Origin of the sequence: Cytobacillus citreus (assembly GCF_018343665.1) — a bacterium.
GTDB lineage: Bacteria > Bacillota > Bacilli > Bacillales > Cytobacillaceae > Cytobacillus > Cytobacillus citreus.
Window position 1 is genome coordinate 44,900 of record NZ_JAGYPM010000007.1, and the last position, 26,255, is coordinate 71,154.

General features: G+C 35.9%; 25 protein-coding genes and 4 pseudogenes. 5 read left to right on the forward strand and 24 right to left on the reverse strand.

The annotated features are described in order from the left end of the window. Positions 1-564: 564 nt before the first annotated feature. From KHA94_RS22675 to KHA94_RS22715, 9 genes and pseudogenes are all read right to left on the reverse strand, one after another. Positions 565-1,092: pseudogene (locus KHA94_RS22675) on the reverse strand (RCC1 domain-containing protein); the annotation flags it as partial. A gap of 138 nt (positions 1,093-1,230) precedes the next feature. Then, entirely contained in the window at positions 1,231-1,752 is a 522-nt protein-coding gene (locus KHA94_RS22680) for a hypothetical protein (RefSeq protein WP_213104377.1), read from the reverse strand. Between the two features lie 179 nt (positions 1,753-1,931). Further along, the gene (locus KHA94_RS22685) at positions 1,932-3,398 is read right to left on the reverse strand and encodes an Msr family ABC-F type ribosomal protection protein (protein ID WP_213104378.1); all 1,467 of its coding nucleotides are present in this window, start codon (positions 3,396-3,398) and stop codon (positions 1,932-1,934) included. Then, positions 3,398-4,285, reverse strand: coding sequence for a putative RNA methyltransferase (locus KHA94_RS22690; protein WP_213104379.1), 888 nt, complete (start codon positions 4,283-4,285; stop codon positions 3,398-3,400). The genes KHA94_RS22685 and KHA94_RS22690 overlap by 1 nt, the downstream gene beginning before the upstream one ends. Positions 4,286-4,664: 379 nt before the next feature. Continuing rightward, positions 4,665-4,709 carry an erythromycin resistance leader peptide gene (locus KHA94_RS26745; protein ID WP_115648277.1) on the reverse strand — a complete coding sequence of 15 codons (45 nt, stop codon included), beginning with the start codon at positions 4,707-4,709 and terminating at the stop codon, positions 4,665-4,667. 449 nt (positions 4,710-5,158) lie between these two features. Beyond that, positions 5,159-5,656 (reverse strand): DinB family protein, encoded by a 498-nt coding sequence (locus KHA94_RS22700; RefSeq protein ID WP_213104380.1) that lies wholly within the window; start codon positions 5,654-5,656, stop codon positions 5,159-5,161. Between the two features lie 425 nt (positions 5,657-6,081). Next, a pseudogene (locus KHA94_RS22705) lies at positions 6,082-6,336 on the reverse strand (M20/M25/M40 family metallo-hydrolase); the annotation flags it as partial. Positions 6,337-6,674: 338 nt separating this feature from the next. Further along, positions 6,675-6,821: a hypothetical protein gene (locus tag KHA94_RS26105; RefSeq protein ID WP_249365695.1), complete on the reverse strand. Its 147-nt coding sequence runs from the start codon at positions 6,819-6,821 to the stop codon at positions 6,675-6,677. 213 nt (positions 6,822-7,034) lie between these two features. Continuing rightward, entirely contained in the window at positions 7,035-7,466 is a 432-nt protein-coding gene (locus tag KHA94_RS22715) for a VOC family protein (RefSeq protein ID WP_213104381.1), read from the reverse strand. A gap of 851 nt (positions 7,467-8,317) precedes the next feature. Here KHA94_RS22715 and KHA94_RS22720 point away from each other — a divergent pair. After that, entirely contained in the window at positions 8,318-9,229 is a 912-nt protein-coding gene (locus KHA94_RS22720; protein WP_213104470.1) for an EamA family transporter, read from the forward strand. A 468-nt stretch (positions 9,230-9,697) separates the two neighbouring features. Here the strand turns inward: KHA94_RS22720 and KHA94_RS26575 are convergent, their stop codons facing one another. The 4 genes from KHA94_RS26575 to KHA94_RS22740 all read right to left on the reverse strand — a co-directional run bounded on the left by KHA94_RS26575 (position 9,698) and on the right by KHA94_RS22740 (position 15,598). Further along, positions 9,698-10,936 carry an ATP-binding protein gene (locus KHA94_RS26575; RefSeq protein ID WP_213104382.1) on the reverse strand — a complete coding sequence of 413 codons (1,239 nt, stop codon included), beginning with the start codon at positions 10,934-10,936 and terminating at the stop codon, positions 9,698-9,700. 244 nt (positions 10,937-11,180) lie between these two features. Next, entirely contained in the window at positions 11,181-12,287 is a 1,107-nt protein-coding gene (locus KHA94_RS22730; RefSeq protein WP_213104383.1) for an HD-GYP domain-containing protein, read from the reverse strand. Positions 12,288-12,483: 196 nt separating this feature from the next. Then, complete coding sequence (gene helD / locus KHA94_RS22735) at positions 12,484-14,817, reverse strand: RNA polymerase recycling motor HelD (protein ID WP_213104384.1); 2,334 nt, start codon at positions 14,815-14,817, stop codon at positions 12,484-12,486. A gap of 442 nt (positions 14,818-15,259) precedes the next feature. Beyond that, the gene (locus tag KHA94_RS22740; protein ID WP_158318005.1) at positions 15,260-15,598 is read right to left on the reverse strand and encodes a winged helix-turn-helix transcriptional regulator; all 339 of its coding nucleotides are present in this window, start codon (positions 15,596-15,598) and stop codon (positions 15,260-15,262) included. A gap of 105 nt (positions 15,599-15,703) precedes the next feature. Here KHA94_RS22740 and KHA94_RS22745 point away from each other — a divergent pair, with 105 nt between their 5' ends. After that, the gene (locus tag KHA94_RS22745) at positions 15,704-16,087 is read left to right on the forward strand and encodes a RidA family protein (protein ID WP_213104385.1); all 384 of its coding nucleotides are present in this window, start codon (positions 15,704-15,706) and stop codon (positions 16,085-16,087) included. Between the two features lie 177 nt (positions 16,088-16,264). On the opposite strand, the gene KHA94_RS22750 is transcribed toward KHA94_RS22745, so the two are convergent. The 6 genes from KHA94_RS22750 to KHA94_RS22775 all read right to left on the reverse strand — a co-directional run bounded on the left by KHA94_RS22750 (position 16,265) and on the right by KHA94_RS22775 (position 20,073). Further along, the gene (locus KHA94_RS22750) at positions 16,265-16,453 is read right to left on the reverse strand and encodes an aminotransferase class IV (RefSeq protein WP_213104386.1); all 189 of its coding nucleotides are present in this window, start codon (positions 16,451-16,453) and stop codon (positions 16,265-16,267) included. A gap of 46 nt (positions 16,454-16,499) precedes the next feature. Further along, a complete protein-coding gene (locus KHA94_RS22755) occupies positions 16,500-17,333 on the reverse strand; it encodes a M55 family metallopeptidase (RefSeq protein ID WP_213104387.1) in 834 nt (277 codons plus the stop codon). Positions 17,334-17,433: 100 nt separating this feature from the next. Continuing rightward, positions 17,434-18,174, reverse strand: a complete 741-nt coding sequence (locus KHA94_RS22760) for an amino acid ABC transporter ATP-binding protein (protein WP_249365696.1) — start codon at positions 18,172-18,174, stop codon at positions 17,434-17,436. A 9-nt stretch (positions 18,175-18,183) separates the two neighbouring features. Further along, positions 18,184-18,846, reverse strand: a complete 663-nt coding sequence (locus KHA94_RS22765; RefSeq protein WP_213104388.1) for an amino acid ABC transporter permease — start codon at positions 18,844-18,846, stop codon at positions 18,184-18,186. A gap of 33 nt (positions 18,847-18,879) precedes the next feature. Continuing rightward, the gene (locus KHA94_RS22770; RefSeq protein ID WP_213104389.1) at positions 18,880-19,677 is read right to left on the reverse strand and encodes a transporter substrate-binding domain-containing protein; all 798 of its coding nucleotides are present in this window, start codon (positions 19,675-19,677) and stop codon (positions 18,880-18,882) included. Between the two features lie 171 nt (positions 19,678-19,848). Further along, complete coding sequence (locus KHA94_RS22775) at positions 19,849-20,073, reverse strand: hypothetical protein (protein ID WP_213104390.1); 225 nt, start codon at positions 20,071-20,073, stop codon at positions 19,849-19,851. 243 nt (positions 20,074-20,316) lie between these two features. Here KHA94_RS22775 and KHA94_RS22780 point away from each other — a divergent pair, with 243 nt between their 5' ends. After that, complete coding sequence (locus tag KHA94_RS22780; protein ID WP_213104391.1) at positions 20,317-21,087, forward strand: S1C family serine protease; 771 nt, start codon at positions 20,317-20,319, stop codon at positions 21,085-21,087. Positions 21,088-21,375: 288 nt separating this feature from the next. On the opposite strand, the gene KHA94_RS22785 is transcribed toward KHA94_RS22780, so the two are convergent. Next, positions 21,376-22,002, reverse strand: a complete 627-nt coding sequence (locus tag KHA94_RS22785; RefSeq protein WP_213104392.1) for a metal-dependent hydrolase — start codon at positions 22,000-22,002, stop codon at positions 21,376-21,378. A gap of 181 nt (positions 22,003-22,183) precedes the next feature. On the opposite strand from KHA94_RS22785, the gene KHA94_RS22790 reads away from it, so the two are divergent. Beyond that, positions 22,184-22,408, forward strand: coding sequence for a hypothetical protein (locus KHA94_RS22790; protein WP_213104393.1), 225 nt, complete (start codon positions 22,184-22,186; stop codon positions 22,406-22,408). 121 nt (positions 22,409-22,529) lie between these two features. On the opposite strand, the gene KHA94_RS22795 is transcribed toward KHA94_RS22790, so the two are convergent. From KHA94_RS22795 to KHA94_RS22805, 4 genes and pseudogenes are all read right to left on the reverse strand, one after another. Further along, complete coding sequence (locus KHA94_RS22795) at positions 22,530-23,018, reverse strand: hypothetical protein (protein ID WP_213104394.1); 489 nt, start codon at positions 23,016-23,018, stop codon at positions 22,530-22,532. Beyond that, the gene (locus KHA94_RS22800; protein ID WP_249365697.1) at positions 23,008-23,394 is read right to left on the reverse strand and encodes a hypothetical protein; all 387 of its coding nucleotides are present in this window, start codon (positions 23,392-23,394) and stop codon (positions 23,008-23,010) included. The genes KHA94_RS22795 and KHA94_RS22800 overlap by 11 nt, the downstream gene beginning before the upstream one ends. Positions 23,395-24,364: 970 nt before the next feature. After that, positions 24,365-24,577, reverse strand: a pseudogene (locus KHA94_RS26750) (hypothetical protein); the annotation flags it as partial. A gap of 23 nt (positions 24,578-24,600) precedes the next feature. Beyond that, a pseudogene (locus KHA94_RS22805) lies at positions 24,601-24,765 on the reverse strand (low molecular weight phosphatase family protein); the annotation flags it as partial. Positions 24,766-25,151: 386 nt separating this feature from the next. Here KHA94_RS22805 and KHA94_RS22810 point away from each other — a divergent pair. Beyond that, positions 25,152-25,964 carry a glycerophosphodiester phosphodiesterase gene (locus tag KHA94_RS22810; protein ID WP_213104395.1) on the forward strand — a complete coding sequence of 271 codons (813 nt, stop codon included), beginning with the start codon at positions 25,152-25,154 and terminating at the stop codon, positions 25,962-25,964. Positions 25,965-26,255: the final 291 nt, after the last annotated feature.

Below are 26,255 nucleotides of genomic sequence, written 5' to 3' on the forward strand. Positions count from 1 at the left end.
TTTAAATCAATAATATGTCAGTATCTTGTAACCACTGCTACTTATAGTGAAGAACATCTAACCTTCTGCGTTAGTTCAACATTGAAAGTGTTTCTACTTCATAATTTAAATCGTATTACGTAACAAAATCCACTTTACCATTTGTTAAAATAATAAAACTTTTCACTGATATAAAACGTAATGAATGTGTAAATATATTTTGGAGTTGATAATATGGATTCAATGTGGATTTCACTTCTGGCAATGGTTATAGTTGTTTATGTTCTCTTTTTTAGGAAAAAGAAATAACTGGTTCAATATTCTTCATCATGCTTATTTTACTTTCCTTCCTTTGTGTCGCTTTTTGATTCTACTTCGACATAAAAGGAAAGTTTTTTCTTATTCAACTACCCTGCTTCTTTACTTCAATAAGCAAAAGAGCAATCCCTTTTTATTCAAGGATTGCACCCGTTAGCTGAAGAAGGAATTTTTATCTTTTATTTTTAATCCTTTTTTTGATTTATTAGTTACAGAAACTGTATCCTTTTTACCCGAAAACTAATTGCCGTTCAGTTGGATGCCGCACCAGCCGTTTACATCGCATTGGCCATATTCATTATCACCCACAGCAACCACCGTGCCGTCCAATTTAAGACCGATGGTATGCCAGTCCCCCGCAGCAACTGCCACAATATCATGCCAGCCGCTTACATTGCATTCACCTTCATTATTTCGGCCCACAGCAATCACCGAACCATCCGATTTAAGCCCAATAGTACGACGCCAACTCGCCGCAACCGCTACAATATCGCGCCAGTCGTTTACATCGCATTGGTTATGCTTATTCCAACCCACAGCCGCCACAGTACCGTCAGATTTAAGACCGATAGTATGAGCATTACCCGTGTTCGTCGCCATATGAACATTCCCCGCCGCAACCGCCACAATATCGCGCCAGCCGCTTACATCACATTGGCCATATTTATTATCACCCACAGCCGTCACCGTTCCGTCAGATTTAAGACCAACGGTATGACGACGACCCGCAGCTATGGTATCTTTAGGCCACCGTTTCACCTTTAACGACGCTTCTTTCGGTGAAATGTAATCCATCTTTTACCTCCATAAAAACAAGACCTATTTTATTATTGTATCACTTTTGCTTGTTATACTAACCTGCCTATTTACTTCAATAAGAAAGAGCTATTCTCCTTCTGGAAAAATAGCACCCCGTTAGTCAAAATTTTAAGATTAGTTTCCATCAATTGGAATGGTTGTTTCTGCACCACTTTGAACAATTACCACACTCTTCAAGTCTCTTGAAACTTCTTTATAAACCTCAATAACAAATGTTCTTGGTGTTGCATCAGAATTACAAGTACCATCTGGTTGCGATAAAGGCACTGTGATAGCTTTGTCGTCTAAGTTTAGTTCAATATTTTTAATCTTATAGGGGCAACTTCCAGACTCCTGAACTTCAATGAAAATAACATCCTTCTCGTCAAAGTCTACATTTGGTGTCTTATTTTCAAATCCATATATGTTCCATGTTTCTTCAAATTCAGATTGATTAACGACTTTTTTTACTAAATACTGAAAAGAAGGTTTTGTGTCCCTTTTAAACGCCACCTCATCAAAATCCATAGGCAAAGATTTTTCACTTGCTATCAAACCGAAGTTAATTTGATTATCTTCTGCGTTGTTACTGCAACCGATTACGAATAATAGTGACAAAAATACCGCAAGAGCAAGAAATGGTTTAATAAACGGCATCTTATCCCTCCTTCGTTCCATTATTTTACCATGACCTCCATATCCCTTGTTAAACAAACCTGCCTTTAGTAAAAAAACGACTACCCTTATTGAACAATCGCCCCCGTTACTTTAAGTGAATTACTTCACAATATATAGCATAAAGGACCCTAGATGGAAAAGGGTCCTTAAAAATTCTTTTAACTTTTTCTGACTATTAATTTTTGTTGCTCAATGGAAAATATACAATCTGCGACGCTCTCATTAAACATATGGTCATGTGATACAAGAATTATTGTACCTTCGTATGCCTTAATAAATCTCTCCAATGCTTCAATACAAAAAACATCCAAAAAGTTTGTGGGTTCATCCAAAATGAGAATATTGTATTTTCCTAAGAAAAGCTGACACAGTACTAGACGAATAGCCTCTCCGCCGCTTAAACTACGGACATTCTTTTTTAAATCATTTCCTGTAATGCTCATGGAGTGCAGAACCGAACGGATTTTTCTATCATCGTAATCACATCTATCTTTCATAAAGTCCAGTACCGTTTCATCTTTTGTAAACATATAATCCATTTGTTCATAAACGCCAATGACAGCTTTTGGAGAAATAGTGATTCCTTTACCCCTTTGTAAGATATGGCGAAGCAAAGTTGTTTTTCCTGAACCGTTCTTTCCAATAATTGCGATTGTCTTACCCAATGGAAACTGGAAGCTCGCTTCTTCGAGAAGTACCTTATTCCCACATTTTATTGTTAAACGATCCGCCATAATTGGAAATTTATTGTGTAATTGAAGAGCATTTGAATGGTGAAAACGAATGATTTGCTCCTCTTTTGGGGCTTCCACCGATTCAAGTTGCTCCACTCTCTGCTCTATCGCTTTTGCAGCTCGTTGTACTGCCTTTTGACTTGCATCCTTAGATTTCGTCATAAACATTTTATTCGCCTTTGCTTTAGTTTCCTTTTTAGAAATACGTCCATTCGCCTGTGTAATTTTTTCTGCCTTCTTCATTTTTTCCTCTGCAGCATTAATAAGACGTGATTTTTCTTTCAAGTATCTGTCATGTTGTTCCTGTTGCTGTCTTTTCTGAAGCTCCTTTTGTCCAATGTATTCCGAATAATTCCCTGTATATTCAGTTACAATTCCATCTTCCACTTCCCAAATTTTCGTCACAAGTTTATCCAATACGTACCGGTCGTGACTCACAAGCACAAGAGCACCATAATAGTACGTCAATTCCTCAATAAAAAATTGAATACCTTCTTGATCTAGGTGAGTAGTCGGCTCATCAATCAATAGACCTTCACGATAGTTTGAAAAAATTTGAGCGAGCTTCAATCTAGTCCGTTCACCACCGCTAAAGTTTTCTATTTCCGTTTCTGGAATGGACAGTTTTCCTTTTAGCTCGTAATCTACCTCGGTTTTCTTAGGTGTTGTGATTTGATCAAAATAGGCAAAATCTTTGAACCGTCTCACATGACCTTCATCTGGCTGAATTTGACCACCCATAAGTTTCAACAGGGTACTCTTACCAGCACCATTTTTTCCTACAATACCAATCCGGTCAAACTGATGCACGGCGAGTCGGGGGATGTTTAATACCACTCTATCTAAAAACGAAAGTTCAATATTTTCCATTTCAACACATACATTTTCCATTACTCTACGTCCCCTTTCACATTTATTCCGACTAAAATATCTAAATCAACTGTAATCTCAGATAGACCTTGATTTGTAAATTGATCAATATGCTCCTTTTTCGAGTTCCAAACAAGTGGAGACATTTGAGCTAATTTCGTTAACTCTGTTTGGGTTAATTCCTTGGTATAGCTGAGGTTAAAAATTTCTACCAGATGGAAATGCCGTTTAAAAAGCGACACTGTTTCATCGTTTTTATAAGACCTTTTATCTGTATCATCGAATAGTGCTTCTCGTAATTCTTTTAGATAATTAGAACGTGGAACAACCTTAACAATGAGACCTTCTGGAACTAAGACTCTTTTGAATTCCATATAATTGGCAGGAGAAAGGATATTTAAAATAACATGACACGATTGTTCCACTAATGGTAAGTTTGCTAAATCTCCGACAAGCCAGATGGTTTTTTTGTAATTGCTCGCTGCCATTCTTATGCCTTCCCTTGAAATATCTATACCAACTCCTGTCACCATTTCATTCTTATATTCATCTAAAATCCTTTGTAAATGTGAACCTTCTCCACAACCGGCATCAAGAATCATGACTTCACCATTAGAAGCATTTATCTTTTCATTAATAACTTCTGAAATCTTCTCATGCGGCAAAGCATATAAGTCACCTTCTATAATGATTTTTTGTCTTGCTTTGAATAATTCTTTGTCGTAATGGCTATTTGTAGAACGAGTCATCATGTTTATATACCCTTGCTTTGCAAAATCAAATGTATGATTATTTATGCAGACAAGGCTTTTTAAATTAGCAACCTTCATTTGGCTATTACAAAGCGGACAACTAAATACATGAACATATTTGCTTACTAATTCAGCACTTTCTTCTTTATTTGTCACGATTTCCTCTTCCTTTCAAATAAAAAAATCACAAGCATCTGCCTGTGACCTTAGAGTAAAGGGAAAGAGACCCATCCTTATTCCATTAGTGGCTATTAAAAGCTTTCAGCAAATAAACCTGCCTTTGGAGTAAACAACGAAAGGTTTAATTAGACAAAAATAAAGAAAGGCAGAACAAGCCGCCTTTCTTTACATTACATATTTTCCACACATAAACAGGCAATAAGGACCCAGTTAAAAAGTTGGTTTAATGGGGAACCTAATTGCTGGCATATGGTGGAAGATTATTTCACAAATATGAATGTAGAAGATTATTAAAAAAGGACAGACTAATCCCGTTTACTCTGCATACACAAACAGAGCCTTTGAACGTATTAAATTACTGGTTCAAAGTTGGGAATCGAAGTCTCATAAAATGTGTCATTTTTTAATAATCCTCCTTAAAGTATAAATTACAATTTATTATAAATTCTCTGTTAATAAAAGTCAAAGGAAAATTACGCTTAGATTTCTTGAACTATCCTGCTTCTTTACTTGAAAAAGAAAAGATCATTACCGTTGTTCGAGTAATGCCCCCTTTACTTTAAGTACAGGACTTCACAATCTTTTTTTACACCTCATTAAACTCAATCCCTAAATGTGTTGTACATGCAAAAAGACGCCTTCTTATTTTAGAAAAGCGCCCGACTGTTGAACAATGAAATATGCGAAAGATCGCTCTGCTAATACGTTCTAATTTATTTGACTAACACACCCGTTTAGCCATCCATAAAGCAGGAACATCACCCGCTTCACCATAGAGAATGAAAAGGGCTTCACACCGTCAATACTGCTTCTACGGCTGGGCGAGGAAGGTCGCTGAATTATGGTGCTTTAGGACCAATCAACGCCACCCCAAGAGGATTGCAACTTTCGCAACAGAACAATTTGGCCGAGATGATACGTATCGTGCATCATGATATTGCTGAGTAAACGCTCAACAGAGTACCTGTTAGCTGCATACGGAGCTTTTACCTTTTCATCGTCAAGGTCCGCAATGACCGTTTTTAATTTATTCATGACTTCATTAAGGCGCTGCACTGTCTGGGCCCACCCAATTTCGTCTTCTGGATCCCCCGGATTTCCAAAGGTTTCTTCATTGTCTTCTGCCTTATGCGGATTCTCTGTGCCCTTAATTCGATGGATTACGTCTTCATTGCAAAATATCAAGTGGTTGACAATCTGCCAAATCGAATTGCTGGTTCCCGAACTTGTCCAAGCTGCCTCAGCTGCGATGACTCCATGAAGCGCCTGATCCATGGATGCAAACCACTCATTCTCATAGCAATGCATGTCGAGTTGTTCTAAAAACATTTTGGCTACAACTTGCATAAAATCAATCTCCTCACTGTTTAGTGTAATCTTTCAAAGTTAAAAGTCATGAAAAAATCTGATTATAGTATAAATTAATCGTTCCTAAAAAGGTTATAGAAGGGTAATCCGAATCGTCCGGGTGACGATAACAATAATCCTCAAACGATTTCAAAAAAGCCATTCATACGCATCAAAATCATCTTCATTTGCTACTGTCGTCCATGTAACGAAAAAATGTTCTCAATGAAATCCTCCAATCATTTATTTTGAGAATACAACAAAACCATGATCACTATGACTTATTCGTCTCATCCAGCTTTTATTCCTTCATCACGACAAATAAAGTACCCTATAGGGCAGACCTTTTTAAGTGTCTACTCTATAGGGTACATTTTATTTTTCTGGTTGGCCTGTTGGCTAAACGACATACCTGGCCTTTGATTTTATAAGTGGCTTAATTCATATAATGCTTTGGCATAGATGGCTGTCGCTTTGATTAAATCATCGATTTCTATAAATTCATCAATTTGGTGAGAGCTATCTACCTTACCATGGAAAAGCGCACCGTAAGCCACTGCATTTTTCATTAACGCTGCATATGTTGTTCCCCCGCCCGATGTTAAAAGTGTGGGTTCATCCCCTGTAATCGATTGATAAGCCGATTGTAGTGTTTTAATCATTGGATGATCGGCAGGGATATTTATAAGGACGTTGTTCAATTATACTGGCCCGATTGTTGAATAGTGGAAAATGAGAAATAACTACAAAAATAACACCTTATTTATTGTGCTAAAGCACCCGTTAGCCATCCATGCAGCACAAAATCAGTGCTGCACCACAGAGAATGAAAATGGTGAGGAAGTGTTAATACTGATAATGACCTTAATCCAGTCAACCCTAATCCATAGACTTATTAATTAACGCTCTTCTCTTTTTTTACCGATTGAGCAGGGGCTTCTTAAGTAATGTCATTTTTCTAATCTTAAAGAAACTTATTTTCATGGTAGTTTAAGTGAATTGGTTCACAATTCCCATTCTATTCCATTATCTCGCCTGAATAAACCTTTAATTTTTCCTTAGCAACTGCCATTGCACTGTTCAGGTTGTCAGTAAGTGAAAAGTCATTAGACCTTTGTAGCCAAGTTTCCCATTCACTATCCCAAAAATAAACATCAATTTCCAATAGCCCGTCTCTCAAACGTTTATTAATTTCAGCTTTATACTCCTTACTTGGTGAGTATATTTCTTTAACAAGTTCAAGTATAATTCTACACTCCCCTATGAATGGGTTTTAATCGCAACTGCTGGTTTGACTCTTGCCCCCCAATAATTTAAGTAGAATTACTCACAAACACTGGTTTAGGTATACTTTATAAGGAAACATTCAACTTCCCTATCAAAATGAAATCATAGCTCCTCGTTCATCAAATACAGAGTCTGGGTTCCAAGCAACCTCCCAAAGGTTGTTTTCAGGATCCGAAAAATAAGCTGTTCTTCCTCCCCAAAATGCATCACTTGGTTCTCTTAAAATATTTCCACCTACTTTTCTAATAGCATGGATTGTTGTGTCAACTTCTTCAGGTTTATCTACGTTGATGGCTAAAGCCACACCACGAAAGGTATCTACACTTTGTTTAATTTCAACTCCTGCATCCTTTGCCAATTCCTCAATAGGAAAGATTGAAAGAATAACACCCGCCGTTTTAAAGGCAGCGTAATTATCGGAACTTATCTCTGTTTCTTCCCATCCTAAACTTTTATAAAACGAACGTAAAATTGGCAAATTGAACGCACCAACAGTAATCAAGCTAACTCTTTGCAATACCATTAATATTACCTCCTTATTTTTATTTAATAATAATTACAACAAAATGTTTAACTAATCCTTCTTTCACTACCTGCACCGTTAGTTCAATAACTTCAACTACTAGGCAGCGTTAATCCTTCTTGGATTAACGCTGCCTAGTAGTTGAATAGGATTTTTAGTTCCTCGTTCCACACTGTTTAGGACCTTCCTTTTCAGAATTACCTTAAGGACCATCAAAATCCCGAATCTTCCGTTCCATTTGTCTGATCGGCAAATTACAGACATAAGTTAAGGCAGACATAAGAGTTTGTTATTACTTGTTTGATGTTAATCTCTTTCCCATAATAAAATACCACTGTCATCAGCAATGACAAAATAATTGCCACTATATGAAAATCCATAGCAATACAAAAAGCCTCTAAAAAATGCGAACTCAATTTTCATTGTATCCTTCAACAAAACAGTCCTCAAATGCAGGCTGATATATTATGTCTTCACATGGGAAAAGAGGAGATACTCTGCGTAAACTATCCCAGTATTTACTGCAGATTGGCAGAAGACTGCCGCCATACTTGCCTGCTAATTTAATCGTTTTTAAAGTAATCCATTTATGCCCTCCATTCGTGTAAATGACATTCCTTCTTGAACCTGCTCAATCGTGGAATATCACTCTAGGAAGTTATCCACTTCTCATTAGCAGATTTTGTAAACTAGATTTGTATAAGCATTCATTTAGGCCATTATGACAAAAAAAGGTTGCAAAAAAGGCGATAAATATTTTATATTAGAGTTTATGATTTTTTTAACACTCCTAAAATCATAATCAAAATTTAAGTCATCAGGAATTTTAGGAAGGAAGTAGTATGATGAAGATGTATCTCTATCCCCTGCTAGTAATTATTGCAGCTAGCAGTTTTGGTGTTGTTTCCACCATCATAAAATTGGCCATGCGCAGTGGTTTTTCAGTGTCTGAGGCAGTTACCAGTCAGTTTTTTATCGGTTTTTGTATCGCCGTATGTATTTTCTTAGTTACAAATAGATCAAAATTTAGCTTTAAGGGTGTAAAAATTCTTATTTTTGCAGGGATTTTAACGGGGTTAACCAATATTTTATATGGTCATTCTTTGAACTTTTTGCCTGCTTCTTTGGCGGTTGTCCTGCTGTTTCAATTCACATGGATTGGCATGCTGATTTCTTGTATCTCTAAACGGCAATTTCCAAGCAGAATTGAAGCCATATCCTTACTCGTATTGGTAGCTGGAACGATACCAGCAGCAGGTTTGATTGATGTTGATTTATCCCAAATCCCTTTTCAGGGATGGCTATGGGGCTTAGCTGCTGCTATTAGTTATTCCTTCTTTTTATTTGTGAACGGAAAGGCCACTGCAAGTATGACAGCCTCTAACCGTTTAGTATGGGTTTCTTTTTCTGCTTTTATGATTACGGCGGCTTTTCAGTCTCCGGAAATTATTTGGAACGGTACGTTGTTTAACGAAGGACTTTGGATGTATGGATTGGCATTAGGGTTATTCGGCATGATTATACCTGTATTCTTATTCACGATGGCCGTTCCTAAAGTTGGATTAGGGATGTCATCGATATTGAGTGCAATTGAATTGCCTATCGCGGTGATGGTATCCGTTATCTTATTAGACGAAACGGTTACACCTTTGCAAATCGCAGGGATCGTAATCATCATTATCGGTACGTGTTTACCAACATTGCTAAATAAAAATAGCTTGTTAAGGAAAAATAAAACATCAAAACAAACGATGTTAGGTTAAAACCATGGAATGATGATGTTGGTAATATTTTCGGTTTACAACTGATAAAAATGTTCGATTAGATAAACTGAATACGATAACTAAAAATACTCACCATCTTAAAGAATTATATACTATTGGTGAAGAATATAAAGTTGAGTCAATAGTTGATTTAAGACATGTATGTCCTAAATGCCATGCTAGGTTACACATAAGAAAGCCAGCCTACTCTATCGAAGATTAACAGGCGTTTTAACAATAAAGTATTCAGTCTTTATCTGTAATTTTAGAATTTGTTTTGCTTCAGGCAAAAGTTTTATAAAAATAGGATCCTATCCCATTTCAAAGCTGGAGACAACATCGATTTCTCTCCCAATTGCTACTCTTATTTAAGTAAGCAAGCAGAAACCGTTCTGTGTCAAGCTTGAAACGATATAAAAAGGACAGCCATTCATCTCATGAAGAATATGCTGTCCTTTTAAACTGTATTCAGGATGTCGGAATCGTAAAACTAAAAGTGGTTCCTTTCCCTTTCTCGCTTTCCACTTTAATTTTTCCATTTAATTTGCTAATCGTGCTATAAACCATCAGCATACCGAGACCTGTTCCTTCATTTTTCGTAGAGTAATATGGTCTTCCTAATTGCGTAATTTCTTCTTTTGTCATGCCGATTCCCGTGTCGGTAATTTTTACGACGACGGCCCTCTTTTCCTCACTCACATCGATGGTTAGAGTTCCGCCTGTGTCTCTCATGGATTCAATGGCGTTCTTAAATAAATTTATGAGACATTGTTGAATTTGATTTTTATCATACCTCAGCTTTAAGGTGTTCAGAACCCTTGTTTGAATTTGAACATCATGCATATTTGCAAAGGGTGTCATAATATTCTTTACATATTCAGTTTCAGCTTGGAGATCGGAATATACCATGTTTTCGGATTGGGGCCTGGAAAAAGCTAAAAATTCACTTACAATGCCCTCAGCCCGTTTTAATTCAATTAATGAATATTCGATATACTGTTTTTCCTCTTTCGTTATCTCCTGTGATTGGCCAAGTAGCTGTAGAAATCCATTCGTAACCGTAAGCGGATTTCTAATTTCATGTGCAACACTAGCTGCCATATGACTGATCACCTCTATTCTTTCCGACTGAAAAAGTAGATCTCGGGCCATACGATTGGCAATTATTTTTTCAATTAAAATCATAATAACGGCCATTACCAAAGCGTGTGTAAGTAAAGTATGGACAACCAATGTCCAGAATTCCCTATCCAACTCCGGTATATAGACAATAAGTGTAAAATAATAGAAGATCATCGTTGACATCGCGACAATGATTGCGCACAAGATTCGTCTTTTTGGAGGCTGTTTAATAAACCATTGATGGCATAATGGAACGACAATCAAAATAATCGTTGAAAAAGCAAGGGATTGCAAGAACCCTTCGTTTCCGATAAAAAATCGGGTTATATTTAAGACTATATAGAGCAGAAATGTATATCTGTAACCTGCATAAAGGGCAAAAATAAGGAAAGGAATATAACGCAAATCCACAATAGAGCCAATTTCTAATTGGATCGGAAACACCATACAAAGGACCATTGTAATTGCTGCAAAAATGAAAATGATGAATTTGTTATATGTAAAAGTACGGTATTCAAAAAATATGAGAAAAATTAACACCGGAACAAGAAGGAAAAAGAAATTAATAAGTAAGGATTCTAACACAAAATACTCCTTTCAAAACCGCCGCAAATAGATTTTAAATCATGACTATTATAGCAATTTTCGAATGGGAAAGTTACATAAAAATACCAGTACTAACAAGAGTTTTAAAAAGTTTTAAATAATTTCCATTTAGTTTGACAATTTATTCTTGTTCCATAAAAGATATAGGTTACTATATAGTTCCAAAGCCCCTACTCAAAAAGCAAGGGCTTGATCCATTGTCTAACTATGCTAATTTTTAAAATTACAACAATGCATCCGCCTCTACAATCTCAACCGTTAAATGCTCATTCGCAGCTAAATCGATTTCATAAGGACTTACTTCCTGATTTTCTTCATCCGTTAATATCCTAATTTCCGGTCGGCCGACGGCATTAAAATTATATTTCGAAACGATTCCTGTTCTTCCATCATTTAATTTAACTGTCAGCCCGGGAGGATAGATGGCAATACAGTTTTTAAACAAGTGAATCTGCTTGCAATCAAATTGTGTTCCGTTACCGCTATATAGGATTTCAATCCCCTGATGCGGCAGCACGGGTTTGCGGTATTCACGATGGCTTGTAACATCATCAAATACATCTGCAACAGTTATGATCTTTGCGTATTTATGAATTTCATTACTCTTTAACCCTCTTGGATATCCTGTTCCATTGATTCTTTCATGATGCTGCAGTGCACAATGTGATACTGTGAGTGGAATCTCATGAATCTTTTTGAGATGGTTGAATCCTAATTCACAATGTGATTTGATTTGCTCGTATTCTTCTTCTGTTAATTTTCCTGGCTTATTTAATATTTCATTTGGGATATATATTTTCCCTATATCATGCAGCATAGCACCTAAGCCGATCTCTTCAATATTCTTTAGGGGCAATCCGTTTTCAATTGCCAACTGACAAGCATATATCGTTACGTTCAGACTATGAGTGTACACATGATTTTCATGGACCTTTGTCGTCGCTAATAAAATGAGTGCCGTTCGGTTTTCATTTAAACAGCTTATTAGATCTTTAAAAACCTTTTGCATACTGCGAACAGCTCTGCCAGACTTCACCATTTTTTCTAATCTTGTATTATGTGAATTCAGCCCTGCAATATCATCTAATCCTGATGTAATAATATTGGCTGCTTCCACCCGTAATTCCTCGGGAATGGCATCGACTATTTCGATGCCTTCAGACATTTCATCCTCAACATAAATGGTATAGACATTAAATTTCTTTAATTTATCTATCAAACTATCTGTTAGATAAGTCCCCTTGGATAGAAGAACTTTTCCATTCTCGCGGTGAATCGCTTTCCCTATTCTAGTTCCAGTTTTACATCCATCCAATTTAATTAAACGCATTTTTCTTTCTTCTCCAGTTTTATGTATACTTTTTTAATTTAAGAAACTTTCTGCCTATATTATTCAATTTATTCATTAGTTAAACTGTACTAAAATTTCCGAACAAATAGTATCGAATTATGATATTTCTTGTAAAAAAATATCATCTTTTGCACAATTTATTGTCATACTTTTTTTATTGAAAAAAAAGCCCTCTTTACGAGGACCTTACGTGCAAATAATCACTGCTATTCTTAAGTAACGGACTGATTTTTCCAGCTGAATAGATATGAAGCTCATGCATGGCCCGTGTACAAGCTGTATAAAATAGCCTGCGCTCACTCTCTTTGCCGTAGCTTCTTTCTGATGCATCGTAAATGATGACTGCATCGAATTCGATGCCCTTAGCTAAATAAGAAGGGATCACAAGCACACCTTTTTCAAATGAAACCGTTCCTTTCTCCATCAAGCGGACAGATAAATCTGCCTTAATAGCGGAATACACTTCCGCACTTTCCTTCGATGTCTTGCAAATAATTGCAATTGTTTGATGCCCGCTTCTTTTTAGGTCTTTTACCTTTTCTATGACGGAAGGAATTAATCTTTCTTTTTTTACTATGGTTAAAGTAGGTCTATTTCCATCTCGGTTAAATGGTTCGATCTGTTGACTATTCTTTAATAATGATTTTGTAAATTCTACAATTGGCCGAGTGGACCGGTAGCTTCTTGTTAAGACGATCGTTTCCTTTTCACTATCATCTAAATCAACAGCGGCCATAACATCTTCTTCCTGTGAATGGGTATAGATGCCTTGATTGATATCCCCAAGCAGTGTCATTTTACTATTTGGAAATAATTGCTGGATATAGGCAAATTGAAAGGGTGTGTAATCTTGCGCTTCGTCTACAAAAACGTGGCGAATGGATGTGTGAGCTTTTTTCTCTTCAATCCGATCCTTTAGATACACAAATGGAGTCGCATCTTCGTAGCTTATTTCCATAGAATCCAACCTGCTTAAAGTAAATGCGCATATGTCTTCCCAGCTTTTTGATGCTCCTAATTCTGCCTTGTCGAGTATGTCACGATTAAATAGCTGTTTATAGATCCCAATAAAATGGATAAACTTTTTACTTTTTACTTGTTTGATGATCGGATTAAAATATCGGCTTACCAAAATTTCAGAAAGCAGCTTTTCTTCTTGTTCAAAATCATCAAATGTGTAATTATTAGATTGATTTTCACTTTGAAGCTTTTTAAAAACATTCACGTAATCCTCTTTATCTAAAAACTGGATTTCTTCCCTTACCCAATCCTTCTTTTTTTCTGCTTTTTTTCTTTTTTTCAATTCTATTAATAACCACTCCTGTAAAAGCTGGATCCGGTTAGGAAGGGATATATTATGCGAAAAGGAATAAAATTTTTCTCGAATTTGCTCTTTTGAAATAAGCAGTTTTTTCCTTAACTTTATATCCTTAAATTGCATCCCTTCCGTACTTAAGTACTGAATATAGCGATCGATTATTTCTTTAAATTGGAGACTAGATTTTAGACGGATATTTTGAACCCTTTTATCATATTCTTCTGATTCATCCTCATTAAGGAGATATTCTAATTGCTGAAATGAGTCTTCCAGCTTCAGGACCCCTCCCACACGGTGATTTAAATACTCAAAATAAGTTGTTTGCTGCATGTTCTCCTCTCCTAATTCAGGCAGAACAGTGGCAACATAACTATTAAATAAAGGATTTGGAGAAAAAAGCATGATATTTTGAGATGATAATATCCCTCGATATCGGTATAACAAATAGGCTACCCGCTGTAAGGCGGCTGATGTTTTTCCACTTCCGGCAACCCCTTGGACAATCAATAGCTTGCTTTTTTCATCTCGAATGATTCGATTTTGTTCTTTTTGAATGGTTGCGACAATGCTTTTCATTTGTGTATTCGCATTATTTCCTAATACTTCTTGAAGAATTTGATCGCCAATCGTGACACCCGTATCAAACATGCCAACAATTTCGCTATTACGAATAATAAATTGGCGTTTTAGCTTCATCTCCCCTTCAATCATTCCTTCAGGTGTTTCGTATTTTGCTATCCCTGGCGAGTAATCATAATAAAGACTTGATATCGGTGCCCTCCAGTCATAGATTTGAAAATTTTCATTTTCCTTATCCATAAAAGAGGTAATTCCAATGTAAATGGATTCCTCAGTCGGCTCTCCCTCTTCCTCAAAATCCACACGGCCGAAATAAGGAGAGCTCTTCAATCTGAATAATGTTTTAATTTGACGGTCCAGTTGCTTTTCGCTTCTTTCCCGTTCTAAAAGCAGTTCTGCCTGCTGCTTAATACTAAAAAAAGTTTCATCGATATCATCCGGTTCATCCATATTAACCGTCACGTCATCCCAAAAAGTTCTTCGTATTTCAAGAGCATCGGAACTGACTTTTTTAACATGTTGAGTTAAGCTGTCTATTTTTTGTTGAATTTCTTCGGCAATAAAATCGACCCTCTTCTGCTCAATTTGTTTTTCCTTTTGTTCTTTACTCATGAAATCACTCCTAAATGATTTTTTAGCCTCTGCTTGACAGTGGATTTTTTTTGTGTTAATGTTAATATAGGATAATTATTTATCAACAATATTTTAATACAAAAAAGGCTACAGCGTTTTTCATTCTAGCATGCAATGGCTGGAAATGCAAGGCTCTTTTTTGTGTTTTATGAAAACCTATGATTGCATTAGAAAATATATTCGTATTAAAGAGCCGTAAAGTCTTAATATCACTTAGACTTTACGGCTCTTTTCATGTGGAGTATAAGATTAAAGAGGGGGCAAATTTAAAAGAAGTTAAGAAATTAGCCTTTGACTCCAAATTCTGTCCGTGTCATGAACAAAGAATTAAAACCACTGTTTTCTAATTGCTCTCGTAAAAAAACTTCCGCGTTTTTGGAACGGATGATGCTATTAATTTCAACAGCTATACAAAAGGAACTTAATTATTGCTGTTTTTTTCTCCCCACTCACATAACTGTTCCAAAACAGGTAATAGAGTTTCTGCTTTATGTGTGAGACTGTATTCAACTTTAGGCGGAATTTGAGGATACTCTTTCCGTCTAACAATCCCATCTGCTTCCAATTCTTTAAGTTGTGAACTCAATGTTTTAAAAGTAATAGCTCCTATTTTTCTTTTCAAATCATTAAATCGAACTGGTTGGTTTTCTGCGAGGAGGTAAATAATAAGCATTTTCCATTTACCCCCAATCACTGATATTGTATAACCAAAAGGTGTCTCTTGAACATTACCCTTTTCTTTATAGTCAGCCATACTCATATTTACACTATCCTTTCAGATAGTACCTATCAAAAAAGTGCGTACTATTTTTTTGTTTGCGTTCATTTTATACTGACATTACATTGAAGTAAAGGAGAGAAAAAAATGACTAATGTTAAAACCTACGATCACGGTCTTTGGGATCACGGTATTACCCAAGGTTACAGCGTCAACGGCACTATCTACATTTCAGGGCAATTTTCCCACGATATGGAGGGTGCGTTCATTAGCGAGGGCGATATCGAAGCACAGACCAGACAGACCCTTGAAAATCTAGATCACGTACTGGAGGGATTTGGTGTCACGAAGTCCAACCTCGCTTATATGGAGATCTATTTAACAAATGCGCAAGAACATTCCGAACCAGTCCTCCGGCTGTTCAAGGAATACCTAGGACAACATCGACCGGCCGGTAGCCTTATTGGCGTGACTTACTTGGCATTCCCAGAGCAACTGATTGAAATCAGCGCCATCGCACACACCGACTAATTTAACTACATTTTAAAATCAAAGTAATCATGTCAAGCTCAATTCTTTAGGTGATTATTGAAGTAAGCATGGAAAATTAAAAAGCGGAATCAATTTGATTGAACTGAACCCCGAATAGTAGTGGACACTTTTAGAAAAAGTGGACCTATTCGGGGTTTTTCGTCGAAATTGATATTTTTATCTATATAGTTTAATCTTTTGAGCGCTTTGCATTAAACGATCCATATGCGAATCAAATTCGAAGCATTTTCCATTGTACACGCGAATTACTTCATATATTCCATCGCCAAATTGATATCCTCGATCTTCAAAATCAATTTTCACATTCTCTCGTTGAAGGATACGATCATTTAATAAAATCATCATTGTTCCCTTTCAGGACATGGACACTATTCACCATAAGTTATTATGATTATCCATAAATATTATCAAACGCCGTGCTTCCTATATGTAAGCAAGCAAAGATTCCTTTCCAGGCTTCCAAGAACGTTCTCCCCTTATAAGCAATTATTCTTGGAGACTTTAAATACGATCCTGGAACAAGGCTTGCCTTTTTACATTCTGCAGTTGAAGTCCATTCAATTTCCATTTCAACCGGCCCCATCACTTGATATGGTTTAAAATCGTTGATTCTTTTTACAGCATTAAATGACTTAGTGCGAATTTCTTCATGTGCTTTGACCATAGGCAAACATCTTGCTGCCCAACGATCTATTGATTTTTTTACAATGGCTGTCTCAATATCTCCTAAGCAATGCTTAGCCTCACTAGCAAGACAGTCATCACCGGAAACCATAATTACAGGAACTCCAAAATGGCCAGCAATGGCTGCGTTAAGCTCTAGCTCTCCTACTGAAACTCCATTCAATCTCGTTTCATACATTTCTGGGCCAACCATTGTTTCATTTGCTACACCGTGAGAATGACCGACTTTTGCATGAAGACCGATAAAAAGTGCGGCATCAAATCCCTCTACCTGCTCCATCATACATAAATTTTTATTAGAGCCTCTAATTAATTCCGCCCTTGGATCTAGTTCCTCATAAAGAATATTTAGCATTGACCAATGAGCGTCATTTACAACCACCTCTGTTGCTCCCGCTTCAAATGCTCCTTCAATTGCGGCATTAACATCCATCGTCATTAGTTTTCTAAATTGGTCAAAATACTTCCCTGAATGATGCATCTCCTCCGAATTAACAACCCCGGATATTCCCTCTCCATCTGCTACAATATATATCTTCATCTGTTTCCTCCGAATCTAGAAATCTTCTTTTTTACATCGATGATTAAAAAATGTCGAAAAAAATCCCCCATACTTTTAAGGATAAGAGGAATGTTTAATTTTATAAAACTTTGCTTAAAAACTCTCTTGTCCGATCCATCTTTGGATTGCTAAAAATGTCTTTCGGATTGCCTCTTTCAACAATTTTTCCATCATGCATATAAATCAGTTCATCTCCAACTTCCCGTGCAAAGCCCATCTCATGCGTAACAACAACCATTGTCATTCCTTCACTTGCTAACTGCTTCATTGTTATAAGCACCTCACCAACAAGTTCAGGATCAAGAGCTGATGTTGGCTCATCAAATAACATTACATCTGGCTTCATAGCCAAAGAACGTGCAATTGCAACCCTTTGTTTCTGCCCCCCAGAAAGCTTAGAAGGGTATTCATCACGCTTATCAACTAAACCTACCTTATTTAGCAATTCCATTGCTTCTTCAACCGCTTGACTTTTCTGTATCTTTTTAACCTTAACAGGAGCTTCTATCACATTTTCTAGAACGGTTTTATGTGGGAAAAGGTTAAAATGTTGAAAAACCATACCAACCCGTTCCCTCACTTTATTCAAGTTATGTGTTTTCGGATCAATTTTGTTGCCATCAAAGATAATATCACCTTCATCTTTTATTTCCAAAAAATTCATACATCTTAAAAGAGTACTTTTTCCTGATCCGCTTGCACCTATTAAAACTACTACTTCACTCTCTTTAACCGTCATATCAATATCTTTTAACACATGTAAATTCCCAAATGATTTATTAAGTTTTACAACTTTTATGATTTCTTTCTTATTGTCCATGGTAGCCTCCTAATCACTTACAGCCAATCTCCATTCAATCCTATTAACCAATTTAGTAAATATATAGACAATTAATAGGTAGTAAACACCTACAACCAATAAATAAGTCATGAAGTCAAAATGAACGGAGCCTTCAAGTTTAGCAACACCAAATAATTCCTGCATCCCTATAAATGAAGCCAAAGAAGAATCTTTCAAACCAATGATAAACTGGTTGCCAAATGACGGAATAGCCCGTCTAAACGCCTGAGGCAAAATAATTCTTCTCATTGTTAACCAATGTCCCATGCCCAGGGATTTTCCAGCTTCCATTTGTCCTTTATCTATTGACTCAATTGCTCCACGAATAATTTCTGTCAAGTATGCACCTAAATGAAATGCAAGAGCCAATGTGACTGCCAAAAAATTTGGTATGAGAATAAGGCTAGTTAATCCATAAAACAATATAAATATCTGCACAACGAGTGGGGTGCCCCGTACAATCCATACATAAAAGTCAACTATCATTACTAATGGTTTTATCTTTGTAACTTTTAAAAAGGCAAAAAATAAACCAAATGCAAGACCAATGACAAATGCAAGTATAGAAATTTCTAGAGTCAATACCAGTGCTTTTATAAACAGGTCAAATGTTCCTATTAATACATCAAAGAAATGCAGTAACGAGCTCAAACTTTTCACTCCTCAAGTTATTAAATGGCAGCACTACTCAGGTTGGGTAATATCTATTCCAAGCCATTCTAATGAAAGCTCTTTTAATTTCCCGCTTGATTTTAATTGAGCTAAAGCATCATTGATCGCTTCCAATAATTTATCATTTCCCTTTTTTATTACGATAGCTTGCTCTGTTGTATCTAATCTGTCGCCGGCTATTAGCTTTAGTCCATTTTCAATAGACGTCTTCCCCATGATTTCATCCGTAATTCCTGCATCTCCATGTCCATCAGCAACAGCCTGTAATGCTCTTAAATCATCATCATAGAAGTCAAATTTATCTGTATACATTTTAGCGTATTCTCTATAAACAGTGCTTCTATCAAACGCAACTTTTTTACCCTTCAAATCCTCAGCACTTTTAATACCAGTATCTGGTCTAGAAAAAATCATTGGTCCTGAATAATAGTATGGCTGAGAGAAGTTAACTTGTTTTTTTCGTTCTTGAGTAATTGTATGACTCGCAATAGCAATATCATATCGCCCTTCTTGGATACCTATGATGTGACCCTGAAATTCAGCTTTTTCCAGCTTTAGCTCCAATCCTAAGATCTTCGCAATTTCTTTTCCAACCGCAATGTCATATCCTACCATTTCTCCATTTTCCATATAGTTAAATGGTTTATATCCCCCTGTGGAAACAAGTGTTAAGGTTCCAGGTCTTATTAATTCGTAATTTGAACCAGCATTGTCACCCTTCGACTGATTCCCGCTTTGCTGAGACCCACAGGCTGCTAACAAAAAGATGACTGCAAATAGTATTGCAATGGTGCTCATATGCTTTTTCATTATTTTTCCCCCCTTAGAAATTTCGTATTGTCAAAACTTTTAAATTTAATAGGCTTACAGCGGCTGTTTTTTGTGTTTTATGACAACCTATGATTGAATCAGAAAATATATACGTAATAAAAAGCCGTAAAGTCTTAATATCACTTAGACTTTACGGCTTTTATGATCCCTCTACTCTTTAATAACCTCATATAATTTCTTCATATCCTCTCTCCCCAATATCTTAGGTACAGGAAAAAGCGGATTCGCTTCCTTCAATGCTCGTTCAATCATTAAAGGAATATCTTTATCTTTTATACCACTCACTTTCTTTGGAATTTCCATGCTTTCATTTAATTTTTTTATTGCTTCAATAAAATGTGCTGCTTTTTGTTGCTCACTTTCACCGTGCGCCAATCCCGACCAAGTCAGCTAATTAAAAGAATGCTCCTTTTTCAATGCCCATTCCCCCTTAGCAAATACAATGCTACACATTTTTCAAATGCTGAATTTTCCGAAAACCCCCCTTTCCTGTATCAAATACTCTCCTCTTCCCATGGTAATCTTAACGCACCAATAGTATAGTAGGTTATATCACTCACCTACTGTCTTAGCTATTAGAAAGACTAAGGAAAATACATATATAGGGGGATATCTCATATGGATCCTCATGAAAAAAAGGAAAATGAAGGTCATTTCGATGAACCAGCTTTGGAAGATTTTTTACCAAATGAAGAAGATGAGTTATTAAAAGAACAGCAGAAAAAACGAAATTCCTTCGTGAAAAAAGTGGTTATTATCGTTCTAGCCTTTTCTTTGGTTATCAGTATGATTCAAATATGGCCACAAATCTTCAATATTTCCTCTATCCATTTTTTACAAAAGTCAGCTGAGCTTTCAAAACAAGATGACATTCAAAAATATAAAGAGGCGGTTGTTACGATACAAGATACATATTCAAAAGGAACTGGGTTTAACATCTCTGAAAGCGGATTAATCATAACAAATCATCATGTTGTTGACGACATGTATCCAATAACGGTTGTATTTCCAAACGGGGAAATATTTAATGCGAATATTATTCACTCTGAATCTGAATTAGATCTTGCCTTCTTACAGATTGAGGGGGAAAATTTGCCGTCTCTTTCTTTAAGCAAACCTAATCTATGGCAAGTTAACGACCAAATTTATGTGATAGGAAATCCACTTTTTCACAATCAAATTGCGAACGAAGGAAAGATATTAGCTGGCTCAGAGAAAAACGGTGTTCTAAAGCTGAGTGCTCCAATTTACAAAGGAAACAGTGGAAGTCCTGTTATCAGTGTAAACGGGGATGTCATTGGGGTTGTCTACGCAAAATCAACGACAGATCAATCCGGATTTGCGATTCCAATCGAAAAAATATTAGAGAGATTACCATATGGTTATTAAATCGGCTTATCGGAAATAAGTGCGGAAAGTGGGTTAAATAACCCTCAGCATTACTTCAAAAAGGGAAGGGCACGTTTATCACTTATTCGTTACCACTAATCGGTTAAATGAACCATTTCTCCACTCCCAACAAGGTTCATTGGGTTTGTTATAAATATGCAACTTAATATGTCAACATAATCAGTGAAGTTTTATCAAAAAAATACCTGCCCACCGAATCATCGTGGAACAGGTATTTTTTTTCATATTCCCGCCATATTCGACCATTATTAAAAATATCGATATCTCTTATAACTCCTTTTTCGAAAACGGCAAAAACAATTTTACCCCTCTCTTGTTAAATGGAAGGAGCTTCATGTCTGCAATCAAGTGACTGGCATACCCCAGAAGACAAGTCATAGATACCCCATCAAGCTGAACTGATTTTTCGAACTGAAAAGCTATGTATCCGAAAAAGAGAATTCCAATTATGGAATGGGTATAACTTCTATGTGAGACAAAGGAAGCTATGATTATATAAATTCCTAGCAGCCATATCCAACTTTCATGAAATGACAAGCCTCCAACAACCACCCCAATCCCTGTAATTGTTAGCATTCTCCTTTGTGTTAAAAATGTAGAAATAATGATAATACCAATACCAAGTCCAATTCCAAACCATTTATCCATTCCAACTCTAGTAAAATAGCTATACAAGATCATTAGTACTGCAATAAACTGAACGACGGATCGTATTAACTTGTGGGATACCGTAACTTTGTTACTTAGCTTTCCATTGATGTCCAGATCAGGAATCAAACCTGATATAGCACCTAAGCCTACTAGAATCATTGTTTCGGTTGGATTTGTTTGTAACAGGTTTGCTGTTACTAAGCCTGTTGCTGCTCCGATGACTGTATGTGATGTGCCGTTCAATGAATTTCACCTGTTTCTATTAATATGTATATACTTTGATTCAAGCATTATTTATTACGAAAGATCATCTTTATGAATCAAAAAAAGTTGGATACGTTTCTGCCATGTTAACCAATAATTGGTTAGCAAACAAAAAAACGGTGATACTATAAGTAAACAGTCTACATAATTGGGGGTTTTTATGATTAAGTCCTACATCAACATGGAGTTTGAAATGAAAAGCTGTTTTATGCCCAACATAAGCAATTCAGAATCATTAAAGGTTTTAGATGTTACAGATTGCAGTGTTGTCATCCAAATGAATAATCCGGATTGCAGGGGAGTTTTTCCTTCAGACACCTTTCAATATTGGATTAGAAAAGGATCACTTATTCCAATTAATGAAAATGAAAAGAAAACATCATAATATGAAAGCGCCATAAAACGATAATAAATAATGCCTGATCTCCGATGATTAAGCGTAGTGGAGATCAGGCATAAAAAGCTCGTGGCTTTTCGGCTAATATTCATACCTTTATTGCATGACATTATTTTTTGAAGATGATAGCAATTATTTCGTCCATCGACTTTCCGCTTTCTACTTCAAAAGTACCTGGACGCAGATCATTGGACAATCCTCTCTTTTCAACTTCATTAAAAAATTCTTTAGCACTTTTAATGATGTGTGCCTGTTCAAGAGCTCTCCCGACATCTATGCTAGTCATTCCTGATGTCACTGTCAGCATTGTCCGGTATACTATTTTTTCGTTTGTATTTTCATCTTTATTCTCATTTGGTTTTTCTTTCACATCATTTTTTTCTTTTTTCGCAGCTGCAAGCTGTTCATTCCACTCTTCATCCGTGTGGATAACATAGCCTTCCGAAGTTAGCATGTTTTTCATCTCGTCAACTGTAGGTTTTTCAACTATTTTTTGAGTGCTCGCTGCTTTATTAGGGCCAGCGAAATAGACAGCACCACATACACTTGCTGAAACAATGAGTCCTGCGGCAAAGCTGCGCATCCAATTAGCTTTCATTGGCAACTTTGCTCCTTTCATCCTTCGTTTTTATGTATGGAGCCAGTATGTGCTCAACTTCTTCTTTAGTCAGCTGGTTTTTAGTAGAAATACTTTCAAATGAGTATCCGCGTCTATGCATATCAAGCATCTCTCGCAATAAGAGCCTTTGCTCTTTGCTATCAGCTTGAATACCTGCTTCTCGGGCTGCAATTTCAGCATCTAGCTCGAAGTTCCTAATTTGCTGTTGTAGCTGATCTATATCATCTTTAAAAGAAAAGGTAAGCTGATCTAACTGTTGCTCTAATCTCGTTGATGATTGCCCTGTTTTATAAAACGACAAAATGAGCAGTGAAACTGCTGCAATGAACAAAATGGCTAACGCCCATTCCATCATTCTATGCCCCCTTTACTAAATCTATTAACATACATTTTATTATTATACAGGAAGTAAACGAGAATTCTATTTAAAACAAAAAAACAGATCATTAGTCTTATGTTTATGAAAAATATAAATGTCTAATGGAGGTGTCTAAATAATATTTTAATTGTTTTCCTAGGTAATATAACCTAACCTTAACAGGAAGGATATTCCAATTAACCAAGATAGAAGCCCCGTTCGATTCTAAAGGTTTCCGCTAACTAATGTTTAATGTAACGGAGAGGCTAATAAAGCTTTTCTTTCGAAATTTTAGTTGCTTGATTGTTTTTTTCCTCAGACCAAGAAATGCACGCCCATAAAAGATGTCCAAAAGCTATAATAGCATGTCATTTTCGTGAAATATTTTAATCGATTAAGCTTTATTTCAGCTGGTGTTGTGTATATCAGTATAAAGAAATGATGTTCCAACAAGCCATAGTTTACATAATGTTTCTACTAATATAAAATAAGTTGTGTAATTTGGCTCTTGAAACCCTTGGTTGAGTTAGGTAGAATTGAAAAAACTCGTTTAGAGGATTAACACTTTTGCAACGTAAAGGGGACTGTTTTGACTCTATCTTCTTAGAAAAAAACCTTGTTTAGAGGATTAAAATTTCAATGTTCCTGTTCCAATGCCGTGCCAGACGATAGAAATATAAAAGTCTCGTATAGAGGATTAAAAATTCACAGAACATGTCAATATACAGAAAATAAAAAAAGCTGATTTTCTACATATAGTAGATAATCAGCTTCTTTTTATTGTGTATTAGTCTTTTTCAGTTCCCTCTTTAAAACGGATTAATAGGCAGATAATATTTAAATGATAGTCTATAGCTTTCTACAAAACTTCGGTATTGAATGATATGAGAGAAAAAAATGCTGCCAGATCCATCACTTTTAGCAACATTTGTCATCTTATCACATTTGGCATATCCCCCAGAAATGGTTAAAAGATTACCCAATTATTTATGACGAACCAAAACCAAAAACTTACATTAAACATTATTTTGAAATACGATATTTTCGGTCCATTCATTTTAAAAGAAAGAGTGTTGCGATGTCTGCAATTAGTTGCGAAGAAATAAGCGTTATCCTTGGTCTCCACATAACCAATGAACCAGCCATTTATATTTTTGTTATTTACCCTGCCTGTACCCGTTATTTATTTATGTAAGGTGTTTCTTATTTCCCTGTTTCACGAAATTGCTTAATCCGTTCACCAATTTCGTCGCGAACACGTTGGAACTCGGACCACTCTTTACCGGCTGGGTCATCGAATCCCCAATGTTCACGCTTTACATGTGGTGGTGTCATCTGGCATTTGTCAGCTGCATCTCCACATATAGTTTAGCATTTACACCTGCACCAAGAAGATATCCTAGCCTCCCAGGTCAATCATCAATTATAAGTGATCATATGTGTCCTCTTTTGATATTCCTATAAAGACTTTTTCATATTAGCAACTTAGTCTTATTGTTACTCTTTTCTTTTAATTCCAATATTATTGCTACAAATATACTTAATTCGACATATTAACTAAATATTAATAACATTCGAATCAATTCTTAATAATTGTTTCTTATAATTTTAGTTAAATAATTAAAGGAGGAGAAATAATTGACAGAAAAAGAAACTAATCATTTTACAGACAAATAATAAAAATTAATCTCCTATTTACACCATATGTGTAGTGTAAAGATGTACATAATTTTTAAAGAATGGGAAGTGTAAAAATGAAGAAGAAAAAAATCTTATCATTAGCTGCACCAATTGTATTAGCAACATCTCTATTTGGAAATGCTGCAAGTGCAGCACCGAATGATAACTGGTTAAATAGCAGTAAAACGGAGTTAAGTGCTCACCGTGGTGCTCAAGTAGCAGCGCCTGAAAACACATTAGAGGCGATAACTCAGGCTGGACTATTAGGATATGGCTTTGTTGAAATTGATGTCCAAAAAACGAGGGACGGTCACTATATCTTAATGCACGATAAAACTATCGATCGTACCACTACTGGCACTGGAAATGTTAAAGATTTGACATTAGAAGAAATTCAAAGTTTTGAGATAGAAGACAAAGCAGGAAATGTAACAGAATATAAAGTACCAACATTGGAAGATGTATTAGACGAAGCACATAAATACAATCTTGGTATCAATTTTGATGGCTCAAAAGGTGATTGGGATGACAAAGAATTCGTAGACGGTCTTATGGAAGAAGCTGAAGAAGCTAAAGTATTAAATCATTCATTTTTTGTTTTAAGTAATGATGACATTAGAGATCAATTTAACGAATGGTACCCAGAAGCAACTGTAACATTCCTTGGAAATGCATTAACAAATCTAGAGAGCGATATCGAAAAGTTAAAGCAATATGAAAATGCCATTTATACAACATCGATTAAAAATGTAGATGAAGAAACAGCTAAGGAAATTAGAAAAGCAGGCCTAAAATTACATGTATACTCTGTTAACACAGCTGAAACATATGAAAAAGCGAAAATGATTCATCCACGTTTGATTGAAACAGATGTAATTACACCTTAAATCATTGATGGAATAAATGTATATTATAAAGGCGCCCTACGTATGGGACTCTTTAATAAAAATATAAAATTTCGACAGTCGGGGTCTTCGTAAAATATTGTGTAAGTAATATTCGACAATCTTCGCTAGGCAAAAAATAATAGGTATGAAAAAAATACAATATGGCAAAACTATAATTGCCTTTTACCATAAAACAGGATAGAACAATGTAAAAGTGCAACCCAAGCAGTTTTAGGGTAAACAAAAGCGATAAACTTCAGGGTTTTGGGACAGAGTCACCAATTATGATGT